Below are 16,800 nucleotides of genomic sequence, written 5' to 3'. Positions count from 1 at the left end.
GAAGTACGGCGCCGGTGGCCCCCGGCGCTCAGACCCACCGCGCCAAATCCGCGCCCCAAGCCCCCGGCGGCCCGGCCCAGTCGACGGGACCGCCCGCGAACGACACCGGAGACCGGGCGTACCGCAGCTTCCCGAGCGCGCTGTCCCGTTCGGTGAGCCAGGCATCGGGCGCGCCGTAGGCCTCCGACGCTTCCGACGCTTCCGCCTCCGACGCCAAGGCCCCGTCCGGGCCCGGCTGGATCCCGGTCGTCAGCCACTTCGCCGTACGCGCCAACGACAGCCGTACGCACCGGCCGTACCCCTGCTCCGACTGCTCGGTCAGAGCCCGCAGCACGGCAGCCGCCAGCAGATATCCCGTCCCGTGGTCGAGGGCCTGCGCGGGCAGCGCTCCGGGCTGCCCGGCCGATCCGTCGGCCATGCCTCCCTCGGTCGCGGCGATCCCGGTGGCGACCTGCACGAGGCTGTCGAACCCGCGCCGCCCGCCCCACGGCCCGTACGCCCCCCAGGCCGACACCTCCGCCACGACCAGCCCCGGCCGCCGCTCGGCCAGTGCCGGCGCCGACAGCCCGAACCGGTCCAGGGCGCCCGGCCGGTATCCGGTGACGACGACGTCAGCCGTCGCGAGCAGTTCCTCGAATGCGCGCCGGTCCGTCGTCAGGTCCAGCGTCGCCGAGCGCTTTCCGAAGCCCGTGTCGGCGTGCTGGTCCGGGAGTTCGGGCAGCTGCGGCGCGTCCACGCGCAGGACGTCGGCGCCGAGCAGCGCGAGGGTGCGGGTGGCGACCGGTCCGGCGATGACCCGTGTGAGGTCCAGTACGCGTACCCCGGCGGCGGGCAGCAGGGGAGAGCCGTCGAGGGACGGGAGCGCACGCGCGCGTGCCGTGTCCGACCGCTCGTGCTCGACCAGTGGCCGCCGCGCCACCGCGACCGCCTGCTCGTGCGCCGCCCACTCCTCGGGCGTGCGCAGCGCCACGGCCAGCCCGCCGGCCGCGTACACGGCTTCCTCGACCTCGCGCGCGGAACGCTCGGCGAGCGCCGCCCCCACGGCGTCCGGATCCTCCTGCGTCACCCCCAGCGCGGCCAGCAGCCGGGCCCGGTGGTGCGGATAGTTGGCGTGGGTGCGGACCCAGCCGTCCGACGTGCGCCAGAACCGTGACAGCGGGGCGAAGTTGACCGGTGCGCGCCCGTCGACCAGCAGATGCCGTTCGCTCACGAACGCGGTGGCGATCGCCCCGTCGTCCAGCCGCACCCCGGGCACCTCGGAAAGCCCGGCCCGCCGTGCCCCCAGCTCGGCGGCGGCCAGCGCACACGCGCCCACGCACGCGCGCGCCAACTCCCGTACAGGAAGGCGCGCACGCAACGCGCCTTCCCGCACCACGGTCGACAGTCGCGGAAGAAGGGCGGGATCGCCGCCCACCGCGGACCAGGCAGAACTGATCGGAGTGCTGATCGGAGTCATGACTGCACTATGCAGTATTTGACTCAGTCAACGGAGTCGTTTTCGACTCAGTCAACGGCGTCCAGCGCGTTGACGATGCCGAACCCGTAGAAGCCGTTGACCCGCTTGCCGCCCTCGCACACCGCGTCCTGCTTGCCGTCGCCGTCCTGGTCGTACGACTCGGGGCAACCCGGGTTGTCCGCCTGGGCCTTCAGCAGCGCGTGCAACTGGGTGCCGGTCGCGTGCGGGTACCGGGACTTCAGCAGCGCGGCCACGCCCGCGGCGTGCGGGGAGGCCATCGACGTGCCCTGCAGGAAGCCGTACTTGCCGTCCGGGAGGGTGGCCAGGATGCGCCCGTTCTTCGACGGGGTGTCCGGGATCTGGTAGAGCCGGTCGCCGCCCGGCGCCGCGACGTCGATGACGCCGTAACCGTACGTGGAGTAGTACGACTTGACGTTCTGCACACCCGTCGCGCTGACCGTGACCATGCCCGGCAGCTGCGTCGGTACGTCGAAGCACTCGTGCGGGTCGACGGTGCGCTCGACCGGCGTCGAGTCGTCGGGGCTGCTGTTGTCGACGATCGCGTCGGAGGCGAGGTCGTGGTTGGAGTTGCCCGCCGACGCCAGGTTCAACGTGCCCTTCTTCTGGGCGTACTGCTGGGCCCTGTTGACCGCGTCGACGATGGCCCGCTGGTCGGGATCGTCCATGCAGTTGTAGAGCCACGGGTCGACGTAGTAGCTGTTGTTGGTGATCTCGACGCCGTGATCGGCGGCGAACACGAAGGCGCAGACGACGCTTTCGGGGTAGTAGAGGCCGTTGACCGGGTCGCTCACCTGGATGGCGGAGACCTTGACGCCGGGGGCGACGCCGGCGATGCCGATGCCGTTGCGGGGCGCGGCGATCTCGCCCGCCACATGGGTGCCGTGGGCGTCGGTGGTGGTGTACGGCCGCCACGCGCCGGGGCTGGTGTCCGCCTTGCCGCCCGCGCAGTTCGCGGACTGGTCGGCGGAGAAGTTCGGCGCGAGATCGGGGTGGGTGTCGTCGACGCCGTTGTCGATCACGGCGACGGTCACCCTGCGGCTGCCGGGGTTGATCTTCGCCGCCCGGTCGGCGCCGATGGCGCGCAGGCTCCACTGATCGGCCTCGAGAGGCTCGTCGGCGCCCGCCGCGGCGCTCTGCGTCCGCGCCGCCTGCTGCTCCGTCATGAGCTGGGCGGGGCCCTCGTCCGTGGTCCCGGCGGCCGTCAGGGGGGCCGTACGCGAGGCACCCGCCGACTGGACGCCCCGCACCTTGCGCATCGCCTTCGCGAAGTCGGGGTTCGCCGAGTGGACGACGATCACGCCGATCTTCTCGTACGCGATCACGACCGTTCCGCCGGCCGTGGCGATTGCCTTCTTCACCGACTCGATCGTGCGGCGGTCCTGGCGGGTGTTGACGACGTAGGCCAGCGCGGGCGCGTCCGTGACCTGCGCGACGGGCTGCGCGGGAGGCGCGGCTGCGGCCGATGCCGCCGTCGGCAGGAAGCCGAGCGAGGCCGTCAGGGACAGGGCGAGCGGGGCGGCGAGGCCGAGTCGGCGTCTGGACCGCAGATGAGCCATGGGATCTCCACATCATCCGGAACGAGACCACCCGAGACACCGGTTGGCGCTCAGGCAGGTACATGACGAGTGGTGCAGAGGCGAAGCTATCCCCGAACCTGCTGGCCAGCAATCCGACCGATCGACTTCGGAAAGAAGTGCGGGGAGTTGAACCGGTCCTCGCGTGGCGCCGTGACCTTGGACAGGAGGCGCGAGCACGATCGAGCCCCCTGTTGGATCACGCGCCGGGGCCCTAGCATCGCCAGCCGGTTCAAGTGATCCGCGTCACTGCGAGGAACAGAGCCGTCATGCCCGTACCCGACCCGTCCCCCACTCCTGATCCGTCCCCGATCCCCGAACCGTCCCCGTCCAACGTCGCAACAGCGCCCGCAACGCGAGGAGACTCCGTGGCCACCGACGCACCGCCCCCCTCGAAAGAGCAACACAAACTCCCTTCCACCGAGGAGTTCGTCGAGGTGCACGAGAGCGCGGAGTTCGGTGAACTGCGCCGCTCCTACCGCTCCTTCGCCTTTCCGCTGACCGTCGCCTTCATCGCCTGGTACCTGCTGTACGTCCTGCTGTCCAACTACGCGGGCGACTTCATGGGCACCAAGCTGTTCGGCAACATCAACATCGCGTTCGTCTTCGGTATCGCCCAGTTCGTCACCACGTTCCTCATCGCCTGGTGGTACGCGCGGCACGCAAGCGCCAAGCTCGACCCCAAGGCCGAGGCCATCAAGACCCGTATGGAGGGCGGCGCATGAGCCCCGCGATGACCCTTGCGGCCAACGAGGCCAGCGAGCACCGGCCGCTGATCATCACCCTGTTCGCGCTCTTCGTGGTCGCGACCCTTTTCATCACCGTGTGGGCGGGCCGCCAGACCAAGGACGCCGCCGACTTCTATGCGGGCGGACGGTCCTTCAGCGCCTTCCAGAACGGCCTCGCCGTCTCCGGCGACTACATGTCCGCCGCGTCCTTCCTCGGCATCGCGGGCGCCATCGCCCTCTTCGGCTACGACGGTTTCCTCTACTCCATCGGCTTCCTGGTCGCCTGGCTGGTCGCGCTGCTCCTGGTGGCCGAACCGCTCAGGAACTCCGGCCGCTACACGATGGGTGACGTCCTCGCCTACCGCATGCGCCAGCGCCCGGTGCGCACGGCGGCCGGCACCTCCACGATCGTTGTGTCGATCTTCTACCTGCTGGCCCAGATGGCCGGTGCCGGTGTCCTGGTCTCGCTGCTGCTCGGCATCACCTCCGACGCGGGCAAGATCCTCATCGTCGGTCTCGTCGGCGTCCTGATGATCGTGTACGTCTCCATCGGCGGCATGAAGGGCACCACCTGGGTCCAGATGGTCAAGGCCGTGCTTCTGATCGGTGGCACGATCCTGATTACGTTCCTGGTGCTGCTGAAGTTCAACTTCAACATCTCGGACCTGCTGGGCAAGGCCGCCGAGAACAGCGGCAAGGGCGCCGCCTTCCTGGAGCCCGGCCTGCAGTACGGCGCCACCGGCACCTCCAAGCTGGACTTCGTCTCCCTCGGCATCGCCCTGGTCCTCGGCACCGCCGGCCTGCCGCACATCCTGATCCGCTTCTACACGGTGCCCAACGCCAAGGCCGCCCGTAAGTCCGTGAACTGGGCCATCGGCATCATCGGCGGCTTCTACCTGATGACCATCGCCCTCGGCTTCGGCGCTGCCGCACTGATCTCCCAAGAAGAGATCATCGCGTCCAACCCGTCCGGCAACACGGCCGCACCACTGCTCGCCCTCCATCTGGGCGGCGTGGACTCGGCGTGGGGTGCGATCCTGCTCGCCACCATCTCGGCGGTGGCCTTCGCGACGATCCTCGCGGTCGTCGCCGGTCTGACGCTGGCCTCGTCCTCGTCGTTCGCCCACGACATCTACGCGAACGTCATCAGGAAGGGCCAGGCCACCGAGAAGGAGGAGGTCCGGGCGGCCCGTCTCGCCACCATCGGCATCGGCGCCGTCTCCATCCTCCTCGGCGCCCTCGCCCGCGACCTCAACGTCGCCGGCCTGGTCGCCCTGGCCTTCGCGGTCGCGGCCTCCGCCAACCTGCCGACGATCCTCTACAGCCTGTTCTGGAAGCGGTTCACCACCCAGGGCGCGCTGTGGTCGATCTACGGCGGTCTGATCGTCGCCGTCGGCCTGGTGCTGTTCTCGCCCGTCGTCTCCGGCGACCCCAAGGCGATGTTCCCCGACGTCGACTTCGCCTGGTTCCCGCTGAAGAACCCGGGCATCATCTCGATCCCGTTCGGCTTCTTCATGGGCTGGCTCGGCACGGTCCTGTCCAAGGAGGAGCCCGACGCCGGCAAGTACGCGGAGCTGGAGGTCCGGTCCCTGACCGGCACCGGCGCCCACTAGCAAGCCCTCCGGGAGCGCCCTTCGAGCGGCCGCGTCGTAGATCCCTACGACGCGGCCGCGTCGTACGTCGTGGGATCGGGCCGGTGTCGCTGTCAGTGCGGTCACGTAGGCTCGCAGGTGAACGAAGTTGAATCTGGTCGTGACGAGGGAGGGGGCCCACGTGCTCATCGACACCTACGGCCGAGTGGCCACCGACCTGAGGGTCTCGCTGACCGACCGCTGCAACCTGCGGTGCACCTACTGCATGCCCGAGGAGGGCTTGCAGTGGCTGGCCAAGCCCGACCTGCTCACGGACGACGAGATCGTCCGCCTGATCGACATCGCCGTCACCTCCCTCGGCATCGAGGAAGTCCGCTTCACCGGCGGCGAGCCCCTGCTGCGCCCCGGACTGGTCGGCATAGTCGAGCGGGTCGCGGCCCTGGAGCCCCGCCCCCAGATGTCGCTGACCACCAACGGCATCGGCCTCAAGCGCACCGCCGCCGCCCTGAAGACCGCAGGCCTGGACCGGGTCAACGTCTCCCTGGACACCCTCCGCCCGGACGTCTTCAAGACCCTGACCCGCCGCGACCGCCACAAGGACGTCATCGAGGGCCTGCACGCCGCCCGCGAGGAGGGCCTGACCCCCGTCAAGGTCAACTCGGTGCTGATGCCGGGCCTGAACGGCGACGAGGCCCCCGACCTGCTGGCCTGGGCCGTGGAGCACGACTACGAACTGCGCTTCATCGAGCAGATGCCCCTGGACGCCCAGCACGGCTGGAAGCGCGACGGCATGATCACCGCCGGGGACATCCTGACGTCCCTGCGCACCCGCTTCGAGCTGACCCCCGAGGGCGAGGCGAAGCGCGGCTCGGCCCCGGCGGAGCGCTGGCTCGTCGACGGCGGCCCGCACGTGGTGGGCGTCATCGCCTCCGTCACCCGCCCGTTCTGCTCGGCCTGTGACCGCACCCGCCTGACGGCAGACGGTCAGGTCCGTACGTGCCTGTTCGCCACGGAGGAGACGGACCTGCGCGCGGCGCTGCGCTCCGACGCCCCCGACGAGGAGATCGCCCGGATCTGGCGGCTGGCGATGTGGGGCAAGAAGGCGGGAGCGGGTCTGGACGACCCGTCGTTCGTGCAGCCGGACCGGCCGATGTCAGCCATCGGTGGCTGAAGGGACCTCTTCCCACTCCGCGAGCAGGACCACGTCCTTCAGGAACCCCCGCACCCCGAGGAACTGCGACAGATGCTCGCGGTGCTCCTCACAGGCGAGCCACGTCTTGCGCCGCTCCGGCGTGTGAATCTTCGGGTTGTTCCACGCCAGCACCCACACGGCGTCGGCACGGCACCCCTTGGCGGAGCAGATCGGGGTCTCGTCACTCACAGATTCGTCTCACAGATTCGCGCACAAAAGGCGACGCCGAGCAGCCACGGGGGGAGCTGCCCGGCGTCGGTCTGTCGCTCCGACGGGGGATGCGGAGCGCCTACGAAGTATGTCACGGGTAACCCGTCGCCCGGCACCGGAACAACACTATTGATCTGAGCTTTTCCTGAGCTTGGCTTGGACTCGGCTTCCGGAGGGAAGGGGTCCGCGGGATCACGCCCCGTCGTGGGGTTTGCTCTGTGTCCCCGGCGCGGAGTCGCCCACGACATCTTCCGGGACCGATTCCGCGAAACCGTCATTCGTCCGCGGCGGCGTGATCATCGGCCGCATCGGCGCGGTCACGAACGTGGACGGCAGACCTGGCGCATTCTCCCGCCCCGCGTTGGCGATCACCACGGCGATGTACGGCAGGACCGCGCCGAGCACCAACGCCACGATCGCGACGTGCCGTTCGACGTTCCACAGTGAGGCCGCGAGGATCACCGACACCGTGCGGACCGACATCGAGATGATGTACCGGCGCTGCCGGGCGCGCACATCGTCCTGGAGACCCGCCCGGGCCCCGGTGATCCGGAACACCTCGGTGTTGCCGCTCGCATGCAGCTTCCGCATCACATTCCACCATCCGCCCGCATCGGACTCTCGCCCTGCCCGTACCCGTCCACCCCCGGTCGGGGACCCGGGCCGGGACACCTCCCACGGTACGCCTCGCCTCCGCCGCCTACGAGACCGGGGCACCTGTCACCTGGAGGAACACCCACAGCCGTAACGCGTACGGCGGTACCCGGCATGCGGCGTACCAGGGCCGGACCAACACTGGGCGTACTGCTCACCCCGAGCCGTGCGAGGAGGCAGCAATGGGCTGGTTGTGGGCCATCATCGTGGGATTCGTGCTGGGTCTGATCGCCAAGCTGCTGATCCCGGGCAAGCAGCACAGCCCCCTCTGGCTGACCACCATCTTCGGCATCATCGGCGCCATCGTCGGCAACGCCGTCGCCCGCGGGTTCGGCGTCGAGTCGACCAGCGGGATCGACTGGTGGAGGCACCTGTTCCAGGTTGTCGCCGCGGTGATCATCGTGTACCTGGGCGACATGCTGTACATGGCGACGCTGGGCAAGCGCAAGCAGCAGACCTGAGTGTGATCATGCCGATGGGGCGACCTCCCTTCCAGGAGGTCGCCCCATCGCTGTGTGTACGTCCGCTCAGACCCCGGTGACCTCGACCGCAGCCAGGTTCTTCTTCCCGCGCCGCAGCACCAGCCACCGCCCGTGCAGCAGTTCCTCCTTCGAAGGCACCGCGTCCTCGCCGGCGACCTTGACGTTGTTCACGTAGGCCCCGCCCTCCTTCACGGTGCGCCGCGCGGCGGACTTGCTGGCCACGAGGCCGACCTCGGCGAAGAGGTCGACGACCGGGCCGAGCTGCTCGACCTGGATGTGCGGCACCTCGGAGAGCGCCGCGGCCAGCGTCCGGTCGTCCAGCTCCGCCAGCTCGCCCTGGCCGAAGAGGGCCTTGGACGCGGCGATCACGGCGGCCGTCTGATCGGCGCCGTGCACCAGCGTCGTCAGTTCCTCGGCCAGCGCACGCTGTGCGGCACGGGCCTGCGGACGCTCCTCGGTCTGCTTCTCCAGCTCCTCCAGCTCCGCACGGGACTTGAAGGACAGGATGCGCATGTAGGTGGAGATGTCCCGGTCGTCCGCGTTCAGCCAGAACTGGTAGAACGCGTACGGCGTCGTCATCTCCGGGTCGAGCCAGATGGCGCCGCCCTCGGTCTTGCCGAACTTGGTGCCGTCCGCCTTGGTCATCAGCGGCGTCGCCAGAGCATGCACCTGGGCGTGCGGCTCCAGCCTGTGGATCAGGTCCAGACCGGCCGTGAGGTTGCCCCACTGGTCGCTGCCGCCCTGCTGGAGCGTGCAGTCGTGCCGCCGGTACAGCTCCAGGAAGTCCATGCCCTGGAGCAACTGGTAGCTGAACTCCGTGTAGCTGATGCCCTCCTCGGACTGGAGCCGGCGGGCGACGGAGTCCTTGGTCAGCATCTTGTTGACGCGGAAGTGCTTGCCGATGTCCCGCAGGAACTCGATGGCCGACAGGCCGGCCGTCCAGTCCAGGTTGTTCACCATCGTCGCGGCGTTGTCGCCCTCGAAGGAGAGGAAGGGCTCGATCTGGGCGCGCAGGCGGTTCACCCAGTTCGCGACCGTCTCCGGGTCGTTCAGCGTGCGCTCGGCCGTCGGGCGTGGGTCGCCGATCTGGCCCGTCGCGCCGCCGACCAGCGCCAGCGGGCGCAGGCCCGCCTGCTGGAGGCGGCGCATGGTGAGCACCTGGACCAGGTGGCCGACGTGCAGGCTGGCCGCGGTCGGGTCGAAACCGCAATAGAACGTGACGGGACCGTCCGCGAGCGCCTTGCGCAATGCGTCCTCGTCAGTGGACAGGGCGATCACGCCGCGCCACTTCAGCTCGTCGACGATGTCCGTCACGGTTCTCGTGTCTCCTTGATGATCTCGGGCAGTCGGGTGACAGCCGAGTACGAGGTTATACGCCCTGACTGACAGAGCTCATGTTGAAATCGGGGACGCGCAGCGCCGGCATCGCCGCCCTGGTGAACCAGTCGCCCCACTCCCTGGGCAGGGTCTTCTCCGTGCGCCCCGCCTCCGTCGCCCGCCCCAGCAGACCCACCGGCGACTCGTTGAACCGGAAGTTGTTCACCTCGCCGGTCACCTCGCCGTTCTCGACGAGGTACACCCCGTCCCGGGTCAGGCCGGTGAGCAGCAGCGTCGCCGGGTCGACCTCGCGGATGTACCACAGGCAGGTCAGCAGCAGCCCGCGCTCGGTGTTCGCGACCATCTCCTCGAGCGAGCGGTCCTCGCCGCCGTCCAGGATCAGGTTGTCCACGGCCGGCGCCACCGGCAGATCGGTCAGCCCCGCGCTGTGCCGGCTGGTCGTGAGGTGCTTCAGCTCGCCCGCGCGCACCCATTCGGTGGCGCCGAGCGGCAGCCCGTTGTCGAACACCGACTGATCGCCCCCGGAGGAGTGGGCGATCACGAAGGGCGCGGACTCCAGACCCGGCTCGTTCGGGTCGCTGCGCAGGGTCAGCGGCAACTCGCTCAGCCTCTCGCCGACGCGCGTCTTACCGCCCGGCTTGGAGAACACCGTCCGGCCCTCGACCGCGTCCCGCCCCGAAGCCGACCAGAACTGGTAGATCAGCAGGTCGGCCACGGCGGTCGGCGGCAGCAGCGTCTCGTACCGGCCCGCCGGCAGCTCCAGGCGCCGCTCGGCCCATCCGAGGCGTACGGCCAGCTCGGCGTCCAGCGCCGTGGGGTCCACGTCCTTGAAGTCCCGCGTGGAGCGCCCCGCCCACGCCGAGCGGGTGCGGTCCGGGGACTTGGCGTTCAGCTCCAGCGTGCCGTTCGGCTGGTCGTGCCGCAGCCGCAGCCCGGTGGACGTGCCCACGTACGTCGACACCATCTCGTGGTTGGCGAAGCCGTACAGCTCCCGGCCGCCCGCACGCGCGCGTGCGAACGCCTCACCGAGCGCCGGGGCGAAGTCGGCGAACACCGTGGACGACGTCTCGGCCGGGGCGTCCGTGAAGTCGGGCGACGCCGGTACCTCGGTCACCAGCGGCTGTGCGTCCTCGGCGGGCCCGGCGGCGCGCGCGGCGGCCTCGGCGGCCCGCACCAGCGACTCCAGCTCGTCCACCGTCACGGCCGACCGCGACACGACCCCGGAGGCCGTGCCCTCCTTGCCGTCCACGGTCGCGACGACGGTGAGCGTCCGCCCGCGCGTGACGCCGTTCGTGGTCAGCGCGTTGCCGGCCCAGCGCAGATTGGCGGTCGACTGCTCGTCGGCGATGACGACGCATCCGTCGGCCTGCGACAGCTCCAGTGCCCGCTCGACGATCTCGTGCGGCTTCTTGGTACGGGCGCTCATCGACCGGCCTCCTGCGTGGTGTTGAGAATGTTGACTCCCTTGAAGAGGGCCGACGGACAGCCGTGCGAGACCGCCGCGACCTGCCCCGGCTGCGCCTTGCCGCAGTTGAAGGCGCCGCCCAGGACATACGTCTGCGGACCGCCCACCGCGGCCATGGAGCCCCAGAAGTCCGTGGTCGTCGCCTGGTAGGCCACGTCCCGCAGCTGGCCTGTGATCCGCCCGTTCTCGATCCTGAAGAACCGCTGCCCGGTGAACTGGAAGTTGTAGCGCTGCATGTCGATCGACCAGGACCGGTCGCCGACCACGTAGATGCCCCGGTCGACGCCGCCGATCAGATCCTCCGTCGACATCCCGGCCGGATCCGGCTGCAGCGACACGTTGGCCATGCGCTGCACCGGCACATGGCCGGGGGAGTCGGCGAACGCGCACCCGTTGGACCGCTCGAACCCGGTCAGCTTCGCGATCCGCCGGTCCAGCTGGTAGCCGACGAGCGTGCCGTTCTTCACCAGTTCCCAGGACTGGCCCTCGACGCCCTCGTCGTCGTATCCGATGGTCGCGAGGCCGTGTTCGGCGGTGCGGTCACCGGTGACGTTCATCAGGTCGGAGCCGTACCGGAGCTTGCCGAGTTGGTCGAAGGTGGCGAAGGAGGTGCCGGCGTAGGCGGCCTCGTAGCCGAGGGCGCGGTCCAGTTCGGTGGCGTGGCCGATGGACTCGTGGATGGTCAGCCACAGGTTGGAGGGGTCGACGACGAGGTCGTACGGCCCCGGCTCGACGCTCGGCGCCCGCATCTTCTCGGCGAGCAGCTCGGGGATGCGCGCGAGCTCGTCGGCCCAGTCCCAGCCGGTACCCGTCAGGTACTCCCAGCCGCGCCCCACGGGCGGCGCGATGGTGCGCATGGAGTCGAACTCGCCGGTCGACTCGTCCACCGACACGGCCGTCAGCTGGGGGTGCAGCCGGACCCGCTGCTGAGTGGTCACGGTCCCGGCGGTGTCCGCGTAGAACTTGTTCTCGTGGACCGTGAGCAGCGAGGCGTCGACGTGATTGACCCCGTCCGCCGCCAGCAGCCGCGCGCTCCAGTCCGCGAGCAGCCCCGACTTCTCCTCGTCGGGCACGGTGAATGGATCGATCTCGTACGACGAGATCCACGTCCGGTCGGTGTGCACGGGCTCGTCGGCGAGCTCCACCCGCTCGTCCGACCCGGCGGCCTTGATCACCTGGGCGGACAGCTTCGCCATCGCCACCGCCTGCGAGGCGACCTTGGCGGCGGCGTCCAGGGTCAGGTCCACCCCGGACGCGAACCCCCAGGTGCCGCCGTGCACGACCCGCACCGCGTACCCGAGGTCGGTGGTGTCCGACGACCCGGCGAGCTTGGCGTCCCGTAGCCGCCAGGACGCGCTGCGCACCCGCTCGAACCGGAAGTCCGCGTGCTCGGCACCCAGCGCACGCGCGCGTGCCAGCGCCGCGTCGGCCAGTGCGCGTAGCGGAAGCGCCGTGAAGGCTTCATCGATCGTATGGGGCACGGAGGTCTCCCTGCTGTCGTGGCCTGTCGGTACCGATCATGTCGCGCGGCCGGGCCCACGGACCACACGTTTCCGGCTGGACCGCGCACCTTTCTGTAGGGACCCGACAGTGACACCCGTAAGCCACTGTCGGTGCCCGAATGTCCCCCGGCGCGACCGGCCCGATAGGTTTTCGGAGAAGCCGCCTGCCATCCAGTGTTCGGGCGGGTGTGTTCAGACCCCAATCGAAAGGGTGATCCGTTGAGCCGCTCGGTTCTCGTCACCGGAGGCAACCGGGGCATCGGCCTCGCCATCGCCCGCGCTTTCGCCGATGCCGGCGACAAGGTCGCGATCACGTACCGCTCGGGAGAGCCGCCGGCCGGCTTCCTGGCCGTCAAGTGCGACATCACCGACACCGAGCAGGTGGAGCAGGCCTACAAGGAGATCGAGGCCGAGCACGGCCCGGTCGAGGTTCTGATCGCCAACGCAGGCATCACCAAGGACCAGCTCCTGATGCGCATGTCCGAGGAGGACTTCACCTCGGTCGTCGACACCAACCTCACCGGCACGTTCCGCGTGGTCAAGCGTGCCAACCGCGGCATGCTGCGCGCCAAGAAGGGCCGCGTGGTGCTCATCTCGTCGGTCGTCGGGCTGTACGGCGGTCCCGGGCAGGCCAACTACGCCGCCTCCAAGGCCGGCCTGGTCGGCTTCGCGCGCTCCCTCGCCCGTGAGCTGGGCTCGCGCAACATCACCTTCAACGTCGTCGCGCCCGGTTTCGTCGACACCGACATGACCAAGGTGCTCACCGACGAGCAGCGCGCGAACATCGTGACGCAGGTGCCGCTCGGCCGGTACGCGCAGCCGGACGAGATCGCCGCTGCGGTGCGGTTCCTCGCGTCGGACGACGCCTCGTACATCACTGGAGCCGTCATTCCCGTTGACGGCGGACTGGGAATGGGTCACTGATCACCATGGCTGGAATCCTCGAGGGCAAGAAGATCCTCATCACCGGTGTGCTGATGGAGTCCTCCATCGCCTTCCACACCGCGAAGCTGGCCCAGGAGCAGGGCGCGGAGATCATCCTGACCGCCTGGCCGCGTCCGACGCTCACGGAGCGCATCGCGAAGAAGCTCCCCCAGCCGGAGAAGGTCAAGGTCCTGGAGCTCGACGTCTCCAACGACGAGCACCTCGCCCGCCTGGAGGGCCAGGTGCGTGAGCACCTGGGCGACAAGCTCGACGGCGTCGTGCACTCCATCGGCTTCGCGCCCCAGGACGCGCTCGGCGGCAACTTCCTGAACACGCCGTTCGAGTCCGTGGCCACCGCCATGCATGTCTCCGCCTTCTCCCTGAAGTCGCTGACCATGGCGCTGCTGCCGCTGATGACCGAGGGCGGATCCGTCGTCGGTCTCACCTTCGACGCGCAGTTCGCCTGGCCGCAGTACGACTGGATGGGCCCGGCCAAGGCCGCCCTGGAGGCCACGAACCGCTACATGGCGCGTGACCTCGGCAAGCACGACATCCGCTGCAACCTGATCTCGGCCGGTCCGATCGGCTCCATGGCCGCCAAGTCCATCCCCGGCTTCGCCGAGCTGGCGTCCGTGTGGGACAGCCGCTCTCCGCTGGAGTGGAAGCTGGAGGACCCGGAGCCGGCCGGCAAGGGCGTCGTCGCCCTGCTGAGCGACTGGTTCCCGAAGACCACCGGCGAGATCGTCCACGTGGACGGCGGCCTGCACGCCATCGGCGCCTGATCTCCCGTACGCCGTCGACGCCCCGTTCTCCCGCCGTGCGCGAGGGAGCGGGGCGTCACCCGTTCGGCTCATCCGGCGAGGCGGGGGAGGACTGCGGCAGCGCAGTCTGGAGTACGCGTTCATCACGCGAGCCCCTCCCCCGTACGGCCGAGGAGGTCCCGTTGTGCGCTTCTCCCGCCGCCTGGCCTCGACGACCGTTGCCGTCGCTCTCGTAGTGCCCCTTTCGTACGAGGCGATGGCCCACGCGCACGCACGCGTGCACGCCGCGAAAGCGGAAGCGGAGCCCTGGGAGCCGTTCGGCGCCGCGTGCCGGGTGAGCGTCACCGGCTCCCAAGTGACCGCGTACTGCCACAACCCCTATCCGGAGACCGACCGTGTGAGCCTGCACGTGGAGTGCGCCCGCTGGTGGGACATCGACAGCGACGGCTCCCCGGTGGACGCCGAGCCCGCGCAGACCGTGCGGCTGACCGGGCGCTGCTGGAAAGAGGTCGGCTCGGCGTGGGTCAGCCACCGCCAGGAGCGCTGAAGCGCCCCGGATTGCAGTGGAACGGATAGCCCGCCGCCTCCGACCCGGCCGCCGACGCGTCGCCCGCGTGGATCGCGTCGACCAGCCGCGCGTGGTCCAGGTACGACTCCGGCGTCAGCTCCGCGCCGACGTCGTCGCGCAGCCAGTCCCGCAGGACCTCGCCCAGGTCCGCGTACATCGCGATCATCGCGTCGTTGTGGGAGGCCGCGACGACCGCCAGGTGGAAGGTCGCGTCGGCCGTCACGAACGCCTCCGTGTCGCCCGACTCCCAGGCCTCCTCACGCCGCGCCAGCAGCGCGTCCAGCTGCTTGAGGTCCTTCTCGGTGCGCCGCTCGGCGGCCAGCTGCGCGGCGCCCGACTCCAGCGTTGAGCGCAGCTCGGCGATGTGCCGGGGGTCGGCGTCGGCGAAGCGGCGGTGCATCACGCCGGCCAGCTCGCTGGTGGCCACCACGTAGGTGCCGGAGCCCTGGCGGATGTCCAGCAGGCCGTTGTGCGCGAGGGCGCGGACCGCCTCACGGACCGTGTTGCGGGCCACACCGAGCTGCTCGACCAGCTCGGGCTCGGTCGGGATGCGGGTGCCGACCGGCCATTCGCCCGAGGTGATCTGGTTCCGCAGCGCGGCGATGACCTGCTCGGACAGTGCCGAACGACGGGGGTTGCTCAGGGGCATGGCACACCTTCGCACGGTAGGGCCGGGGCCGGACGGCCCAGGGGTGGACAACCAATCATCCCATGATTCTATGATGGGCCGCATGGCACGTGAGGAAAACCGGACGGCGACGTCCACGCGAATACGCACCCCGCAGGCACCCACCACGACGGAGCCCGCCACGCGCGCGTGGAGCGGCACGTGGACGGTACGGCTGGTCGTGCTCGGCATCGTGCTGACCGCGCTGAACCTGCGCCCCGCCATCACCAGCCTCGGCGCCCTCCTCGAAGAGGTCCGCGACGGGCTCGGCATGAGCGGCAGCGTGGCCGGACTGCTCACCTCCGTGCCCCCGCTCTGCTTCGCCGTCTTCGGCGTCATGGCGCCCCGGCTCGCCCGCCGCTTCGGCCCCGGCGCGGTGGTGTGCGCCGGCATGGTCGCCATCACCGCCGGCCTGCTGCTGCGCCCGTACGTGGGCAGCACGGGCGGCTTCCTGGCCGCCAGCGCCCTCGCCCTCATGGGCATCGCCGTCAGCAACGTCCTGATGCCGGTCATCGTCAAGCGCTGGTTCCCCGACCGGGTCGGCTCCATGACCGGCCTGTACTCGATGGCCCTCGCCCTCGGCACCGCGTCCGCCGCGGCGGTGACGGTGCCCATGACCGAGGCGCTGGGCGGAAATTGGCAGACCGGGCTCACGGTGTGGGCGGGGCTCGCGGCGGTGGCCGTACTGCCGTGGATTCCCTTCGTACGGGACCGGGGGGCGGCGTCCGCCGCGACGGAGAACCACGCGCGCGTGGCCGCACCCCAGCTGCGGATCACCCGGAGCCGCACCGCCTGGGCCCTCGCCGTCTACTTCGGGCTCCAGGCCACCGGCGCCTACATCACGATGGGCTGGATGGCGCAGATCTTCCGGGACGCCGGTGTGCACGCCGGCACGGCGGGGCTGCTGCTCGCCCTCACGATGGTGATGGGCGTGCCGCTCGCCTTCGTCATCCCGCGCCTCGCCACCAGGCTGCCCCACCAGGGGCCGATCGTGCTCGCGCTGGGCGCCTGCGGCCTCGTCGGGTACGCCGGTCTGTACCTCGCGCCGGTCGCCGGCGCCTGGGTCTGGGCGCTGCTGCTCGGCGTCTCCAACTGCTCGTTCCCGCTGGCCCTCACCATGGTCGGCATGCGGGCCAGGACCAGTGCGGGAGTGGCCCAGCTGTCGGGCTTCGCGCAGAGCACCGGCTATCTGATCTCGATCCCCGGCCCTCTCCTGGTCGGTGTGCTCTACCAGCACAGCGGTGGCTGGGGGCTCCCGATCGCGCTCATGGCCGGCCTGATGATCCCGCAGATGGCGGTGGGGGTCCTGGCGGGACGCAACCGCACGGTCGAGGAAGAAGCGGCCCGCTGAGCGTCACCCCGGCGGACCCGCCCCGGCCCGCGGGTGCGAGACTTGCCGTATGCCAGTGCTCGACCCGAACCCCCGCAACGGCCAGAAGAAGCTGCTGCTCGTCTTCGGCACGTTCTTCGCCATCTTCGTGATCATCGCCGTCGTCGCGACGATCGCCTCGCCCTGACGCACGCCTCGTCGCGGACGTCCCTCGACACACCGCGGCCCGGCGATGGTGGGGCTAGCACCACCATCCCCTAGGGGGTGAGTGTCAGGGTCAACTGGGTGGATCACCGGATGGGTTGAGAGTCACGGAGTCCGTAACTTCGAAGTGTG

17 protein-coding genes are annotated in these 16,800 nt (G+C 70.1%); 9 read left to right on the top strand and 8 right to left on the bottom strand.

Annotated features, from left to right (window positions below; genetic code table 11):
• Nucleotides 1-28 precede the first annotated feature (28 nt).
• Nucleotides 29-1,456, bottom strand: coding sequence for a CoA transferase (locus ACZ7M7_RS00180; protein WP_472111399.1), 1,428 nt, complete (start codon nt 1,454-1,456; stop codon nt 29-31).
• A 47-nt stretch (nt 1,457-1,503) separates the two neighbouring features.
• Nucleotides 1,504-3,033: a S8 family peptidase gene (locus ACZ7M7_RS00175; protein WP_472111397.1), complete on the bottom strand. Its 1,530-nt coding sequence runs from the start codon at nt 3,031-3,033 to the stop codon at nt 1,504-1,506.
• Nucleotides 3,034-3,419: 386 nt separating this feature from the next.
• Here ACZ7M7_RS00175 and ACZ7M7_RS00170 point away from each other — a divergent pair, with 386 nt between their 5' ends.
• From ACZ7M7_RS00170 to moaA, 3 genes are all read left to right on the top strand, one after another.
• A complete protein-coding gene (locus ACZ7M7_RS00170) occupies nt 3,420-3,776 on the top strand; it encodes a DUF485 domain-containing protein (protein WP_383597487.1) in 357 nt (118 codons plus the stop codon).
• Nucleotides 3,773-5,392: a solute symporter family protein gene (locus ACZ7M7_RS00165; protein ID WP_383597490.1), complete on the top strand. Its 1,620-nt coding sequence runs from the start codon at nt 3,773-3,775 to the stop codon at nt 5,390-5,392. The genes ACZ7M7_RS00170 and ACZ7M7_RS00165 overlap by 4 nt, the downstream gene beginning before the upstream one ends.
• A gap of 160 nt (nt 5,393-5,552) precedes the next feature.
• Entirely contained in the window at nt 5,553-6,542 is a 990-nt protein-coding gene (gene moaA / locus ACZ7M7_RS00160) for a GTP 3',8-cyclase MoaA (RefSeq protein WP_328428659.1), read from the top strand.
• On the opposite strand, the gene ACZ7M7_RS00155 is transcribed toward moaA, so the two are convergent.
• Nucleotides 6,525-6,752 carry a hypothetical protein gene (locus ACZ7M7_RS00155; protein WP_328428660.1) on the bottom strand — a complete coding sequence of 76 codons (228 nt, stop codon included), beginning with the start codon at nt 6,750-6,752 and terminating at the stop codon, nt 6,525-6,527. The genes moaA and ACZ7M7_RS00155 overlap by 18 nt on opposite strands.
• Before the next feature lie 213 nt (nt 6,753-6,965).
• On the bottom strand, nt 6,966-7,364 hold the full coding sequence (locus tag ACZ7M7_RS00150; RefSeq protein ID WP_383597497.1) for a DUF3099 domain-containing protein: 399 nt from the start codon (nt 7,362-7,364) through the stop codon (nt 6,966-6,968).
• A 245-nt stretch (nt 7,365-7,609) separates the two neighbouring features.
• Here ACZ7M7_RS00150 and ACZ7M7_RS00145 point away from each other — a divergent pair, with 245 nt between their 5' ends.
• Nucleotides 7,610-7,888, top strand: a complete 279-nt coding sequence (locus ACZ7M7_RS00145; protein ID WP_383597500.1) for a GlsB/YeaQ/YmgE family stress response membrane protein — start codon at nt 7,610-7,612, stop codon at nt 7,886-7,888.
• A gap of 66 nt (nt 7,889-7,954) precedes the next feature.
• On the opposite strand, the gene tyrS is transcribed toward ACZ7M7_RS00145, so the two are convergent.
• From tyrS to ACZ7M7_RS00130, 3 genes are read right to left on the bottom strand one after another with little or no spacing between them, the layout of a single operon-like run.
• Nucleotides 7,955-9,223, bottom strand: coding sequence for a tyrosine--tRNA ligase (tyrS, locus tag ACZ7M7_RS00140; RefSeq protein ID WP_472111394.1), 1,269 nt, complete (start codon nt 9,221-9,223; stop codon nt 7,955-7,957).
• 55 nt (nt 9,224-9,278) lie between these two features.
• Entirely contained in the window at nt 9,279-10,673 is a 1,395-nt protein-coding gene (locus ACZ7M7_RS00135) for a metallopeptidase TldD-related protein (RefSeq protein WP_472111392.1), read from the bottom strand.
• The gene (locus ACZ7M7_RS00130) at nt 10,670-12,193 is read right to left on the bottom strand and encodes a TldD/PmbA family protein (RefSeq protein ID WP_383597508.1); all 1,524 of its coding nucleotides are present in this window, start codon (nt 12,191-12,193) and stop codon (nt 10,670-10,672) included. The genes ACZ7M7_RS00135 and ACZ7M7_RS00130 overlap by 4 nt, the downstream gene beginning before the upstream one ends.
• A gap of 240 nt (nt 12,194-12,433) precedes the next feature.
• On the opposite strand from ACZ7M7_RS00130, the gene fabG reads away from it, so the two are divergent.
• The 3 genes from fabG to ACZ7M7_RS00115 all read left to right on the top strand — a co-directional run bounded on the left by fabG (nt 12,434) and on the right by ACZ7M7_RS00115 (nt 14,446).
• Nucleotides 12,434-13,138 carry a 3-oxoacyl-[acyl-carrier-protein] reductase gene (gene fabG, locus ACZ7M7_RS00125; protein ID WP_328428666.1) on the top strand — a complete coding sequence of 235 codons (705 nt, stop codon included), beginning with the start codon at nt 12,434-12,436 and terminating at the stop codon, nt 13,136-13,138.
• A 5-nt stretch (nt 13,139-13,143) separates the two neighbouring features.
• Nucleotides 13,144-13,920 (top strand): enoyl-ACP reductase FabI, encoded by a 777-nt coding sequence (fabI, locus tag ACZ7M7_RS00120; protein ID WP_362378648.1) that lies wholly within the window; start codon nt 13,144-13,146, stop codon nt 13,918-13,920.
• A 163-nt stretch (nt 13,921-14,083) separates the two neighbouring features.
• Nucleotides 14,084-14,446, top strand: a complete 363-nt coding sequence (locus ACZ7M7_RS00115; protein ID WP_383597511.1) for a hypothetical protein — start codon at nt 14,084-14,086, stop codon at nt 14,444-14,446.
• Here the strand turns inward: ACZ7M7_RS00115 and ACZ7M7_RS00110 are convergent.
• Nucleotides 14,424-15,116 carry a FadR/GntR family transcriptional regulator gene (locus ACZ7M7_RS00110; RefSeq protein ID WP_472111389.1) on the bottom strand — a complete coding sequence of 231 codons (693 nt, stop codon included), beginning with the start codon at nt 15,114-15,116 and terminating at the stop codon, nt 14,424-14,426. The two genes, ACZ7M7_RS00115 and ACZ7M7_RS00110, sit on opposite strands and share 23 nt — an antisense overlap.
• Nucleotides 15,117-15,186: 70 nt before the next feature.
• Between ACZ7M7_RS00110 and ACZ7M7_RS00105 the strand changes: the two genes are divergently transcribed.
• Entirely contained in the window at nt 15,187-16,485 is a 1,299-nt protein-coding gene (locus tag ACZ7M7_RS00105) for a CynX/NimT family MFS transporter (protein ID WP_472111387.1), read from the top strand.
• A 49-nt stretch (nt 16,486-16,534) separates the two neighbouring features.
• Nucleotides 16,535-16,651: an SGM_5486 family transporter-associated protein gene (locus ACZ7M7_RS00100; protein WP_363051485.1), complete on the top strand. Its 117-nt coding sequence runs from the start codon at nt 16,535-16,537 to the stop codon at nt 16,649-16,651.
• Nucleotides 16,652-16,800 lie beyond the last annotated feature (149 nt).

The sequence above is a fragment of the Streptomyces sp. NPDC111606 genome (assembly GCF_055656945.1).
The sequence above is the reverse complement of the archived record's forward strand: the minus strand, read 5'-3'. Positions and strand labels throughout refer to the sequence as shown.

Coding starts and splice junctions, on each gene's coding strand:
- ACZ7M7_RS00165 (WP_383597490.1), top strand. CDS start 3,773: ATGAGCCCCGCGATGACCCTTGCGGCCAACGAGGCCAGCGAGCACCGG.
- fabI (WP_362378648.1), top strand. CDS start 13,144: ATGGCTGGAATCCTCGAGGGCAAGAAGATCCTCATCACCGGTGTGCTG.
- ACZ7M7_RS00110 (WP_472111389.1), bottom strand. CDS start 15,116: ATGCCCCTGAGCAACCCCCGTCGTTCGGCACTGTCCGAGCAGGTCATC.
- ACZ7M7_RS00180 (WP_472111399.1), bottom strand. CDS start 1,456: ATGACTCCGATCAGCACTCCGATCAGTTCTGCCTGGTCCGCGGTGGGC.
- ACZ7M7_RS00175 (WP_472111397.1), bottom strand. CDS start 3,033: ATGGCTCATCTGCGGTCCAGACGCCGACTCGGCCTCGCCGCCCCGCTC.
- ACZ7M7_RS00135 (WP_472111392.1), bottom strand. CDS start 10,673: ATGAGCGCCCGTACCAAGAAGCCGCACGAGATCGTCGAGCGGGCACTG.
- ACZ7M7_RS00105 (WP_472111387.1), top strand. CDS start 15,187: ATGATGGGCCGCATGGCACGTGAGGAAAACCGGACGGCGACGTCCACG.
- ACZ7M7_RS00100 (WP_363051485.1), top strand. CDS start 16,535: ATGCCAGTGCTCGACCCGAACCCCCGCAACGGCCAGAAGAAGCTGCTG.
- ACZ7M7_RS00150 (WP_383597497.1), bottom strand. CDS start 7,364: ATGCGGAAGCTGCATGCGAGCGGCAACACCGAGGTGTTCCGGATCACC.
- ACZ7M7_RS00145 (WP_383597500.1), top strand. CDS start 7,610: ATGGGCTGGTTGTGGGCCATCATCGTGGGATTCGTGCTGGGTCTGATC.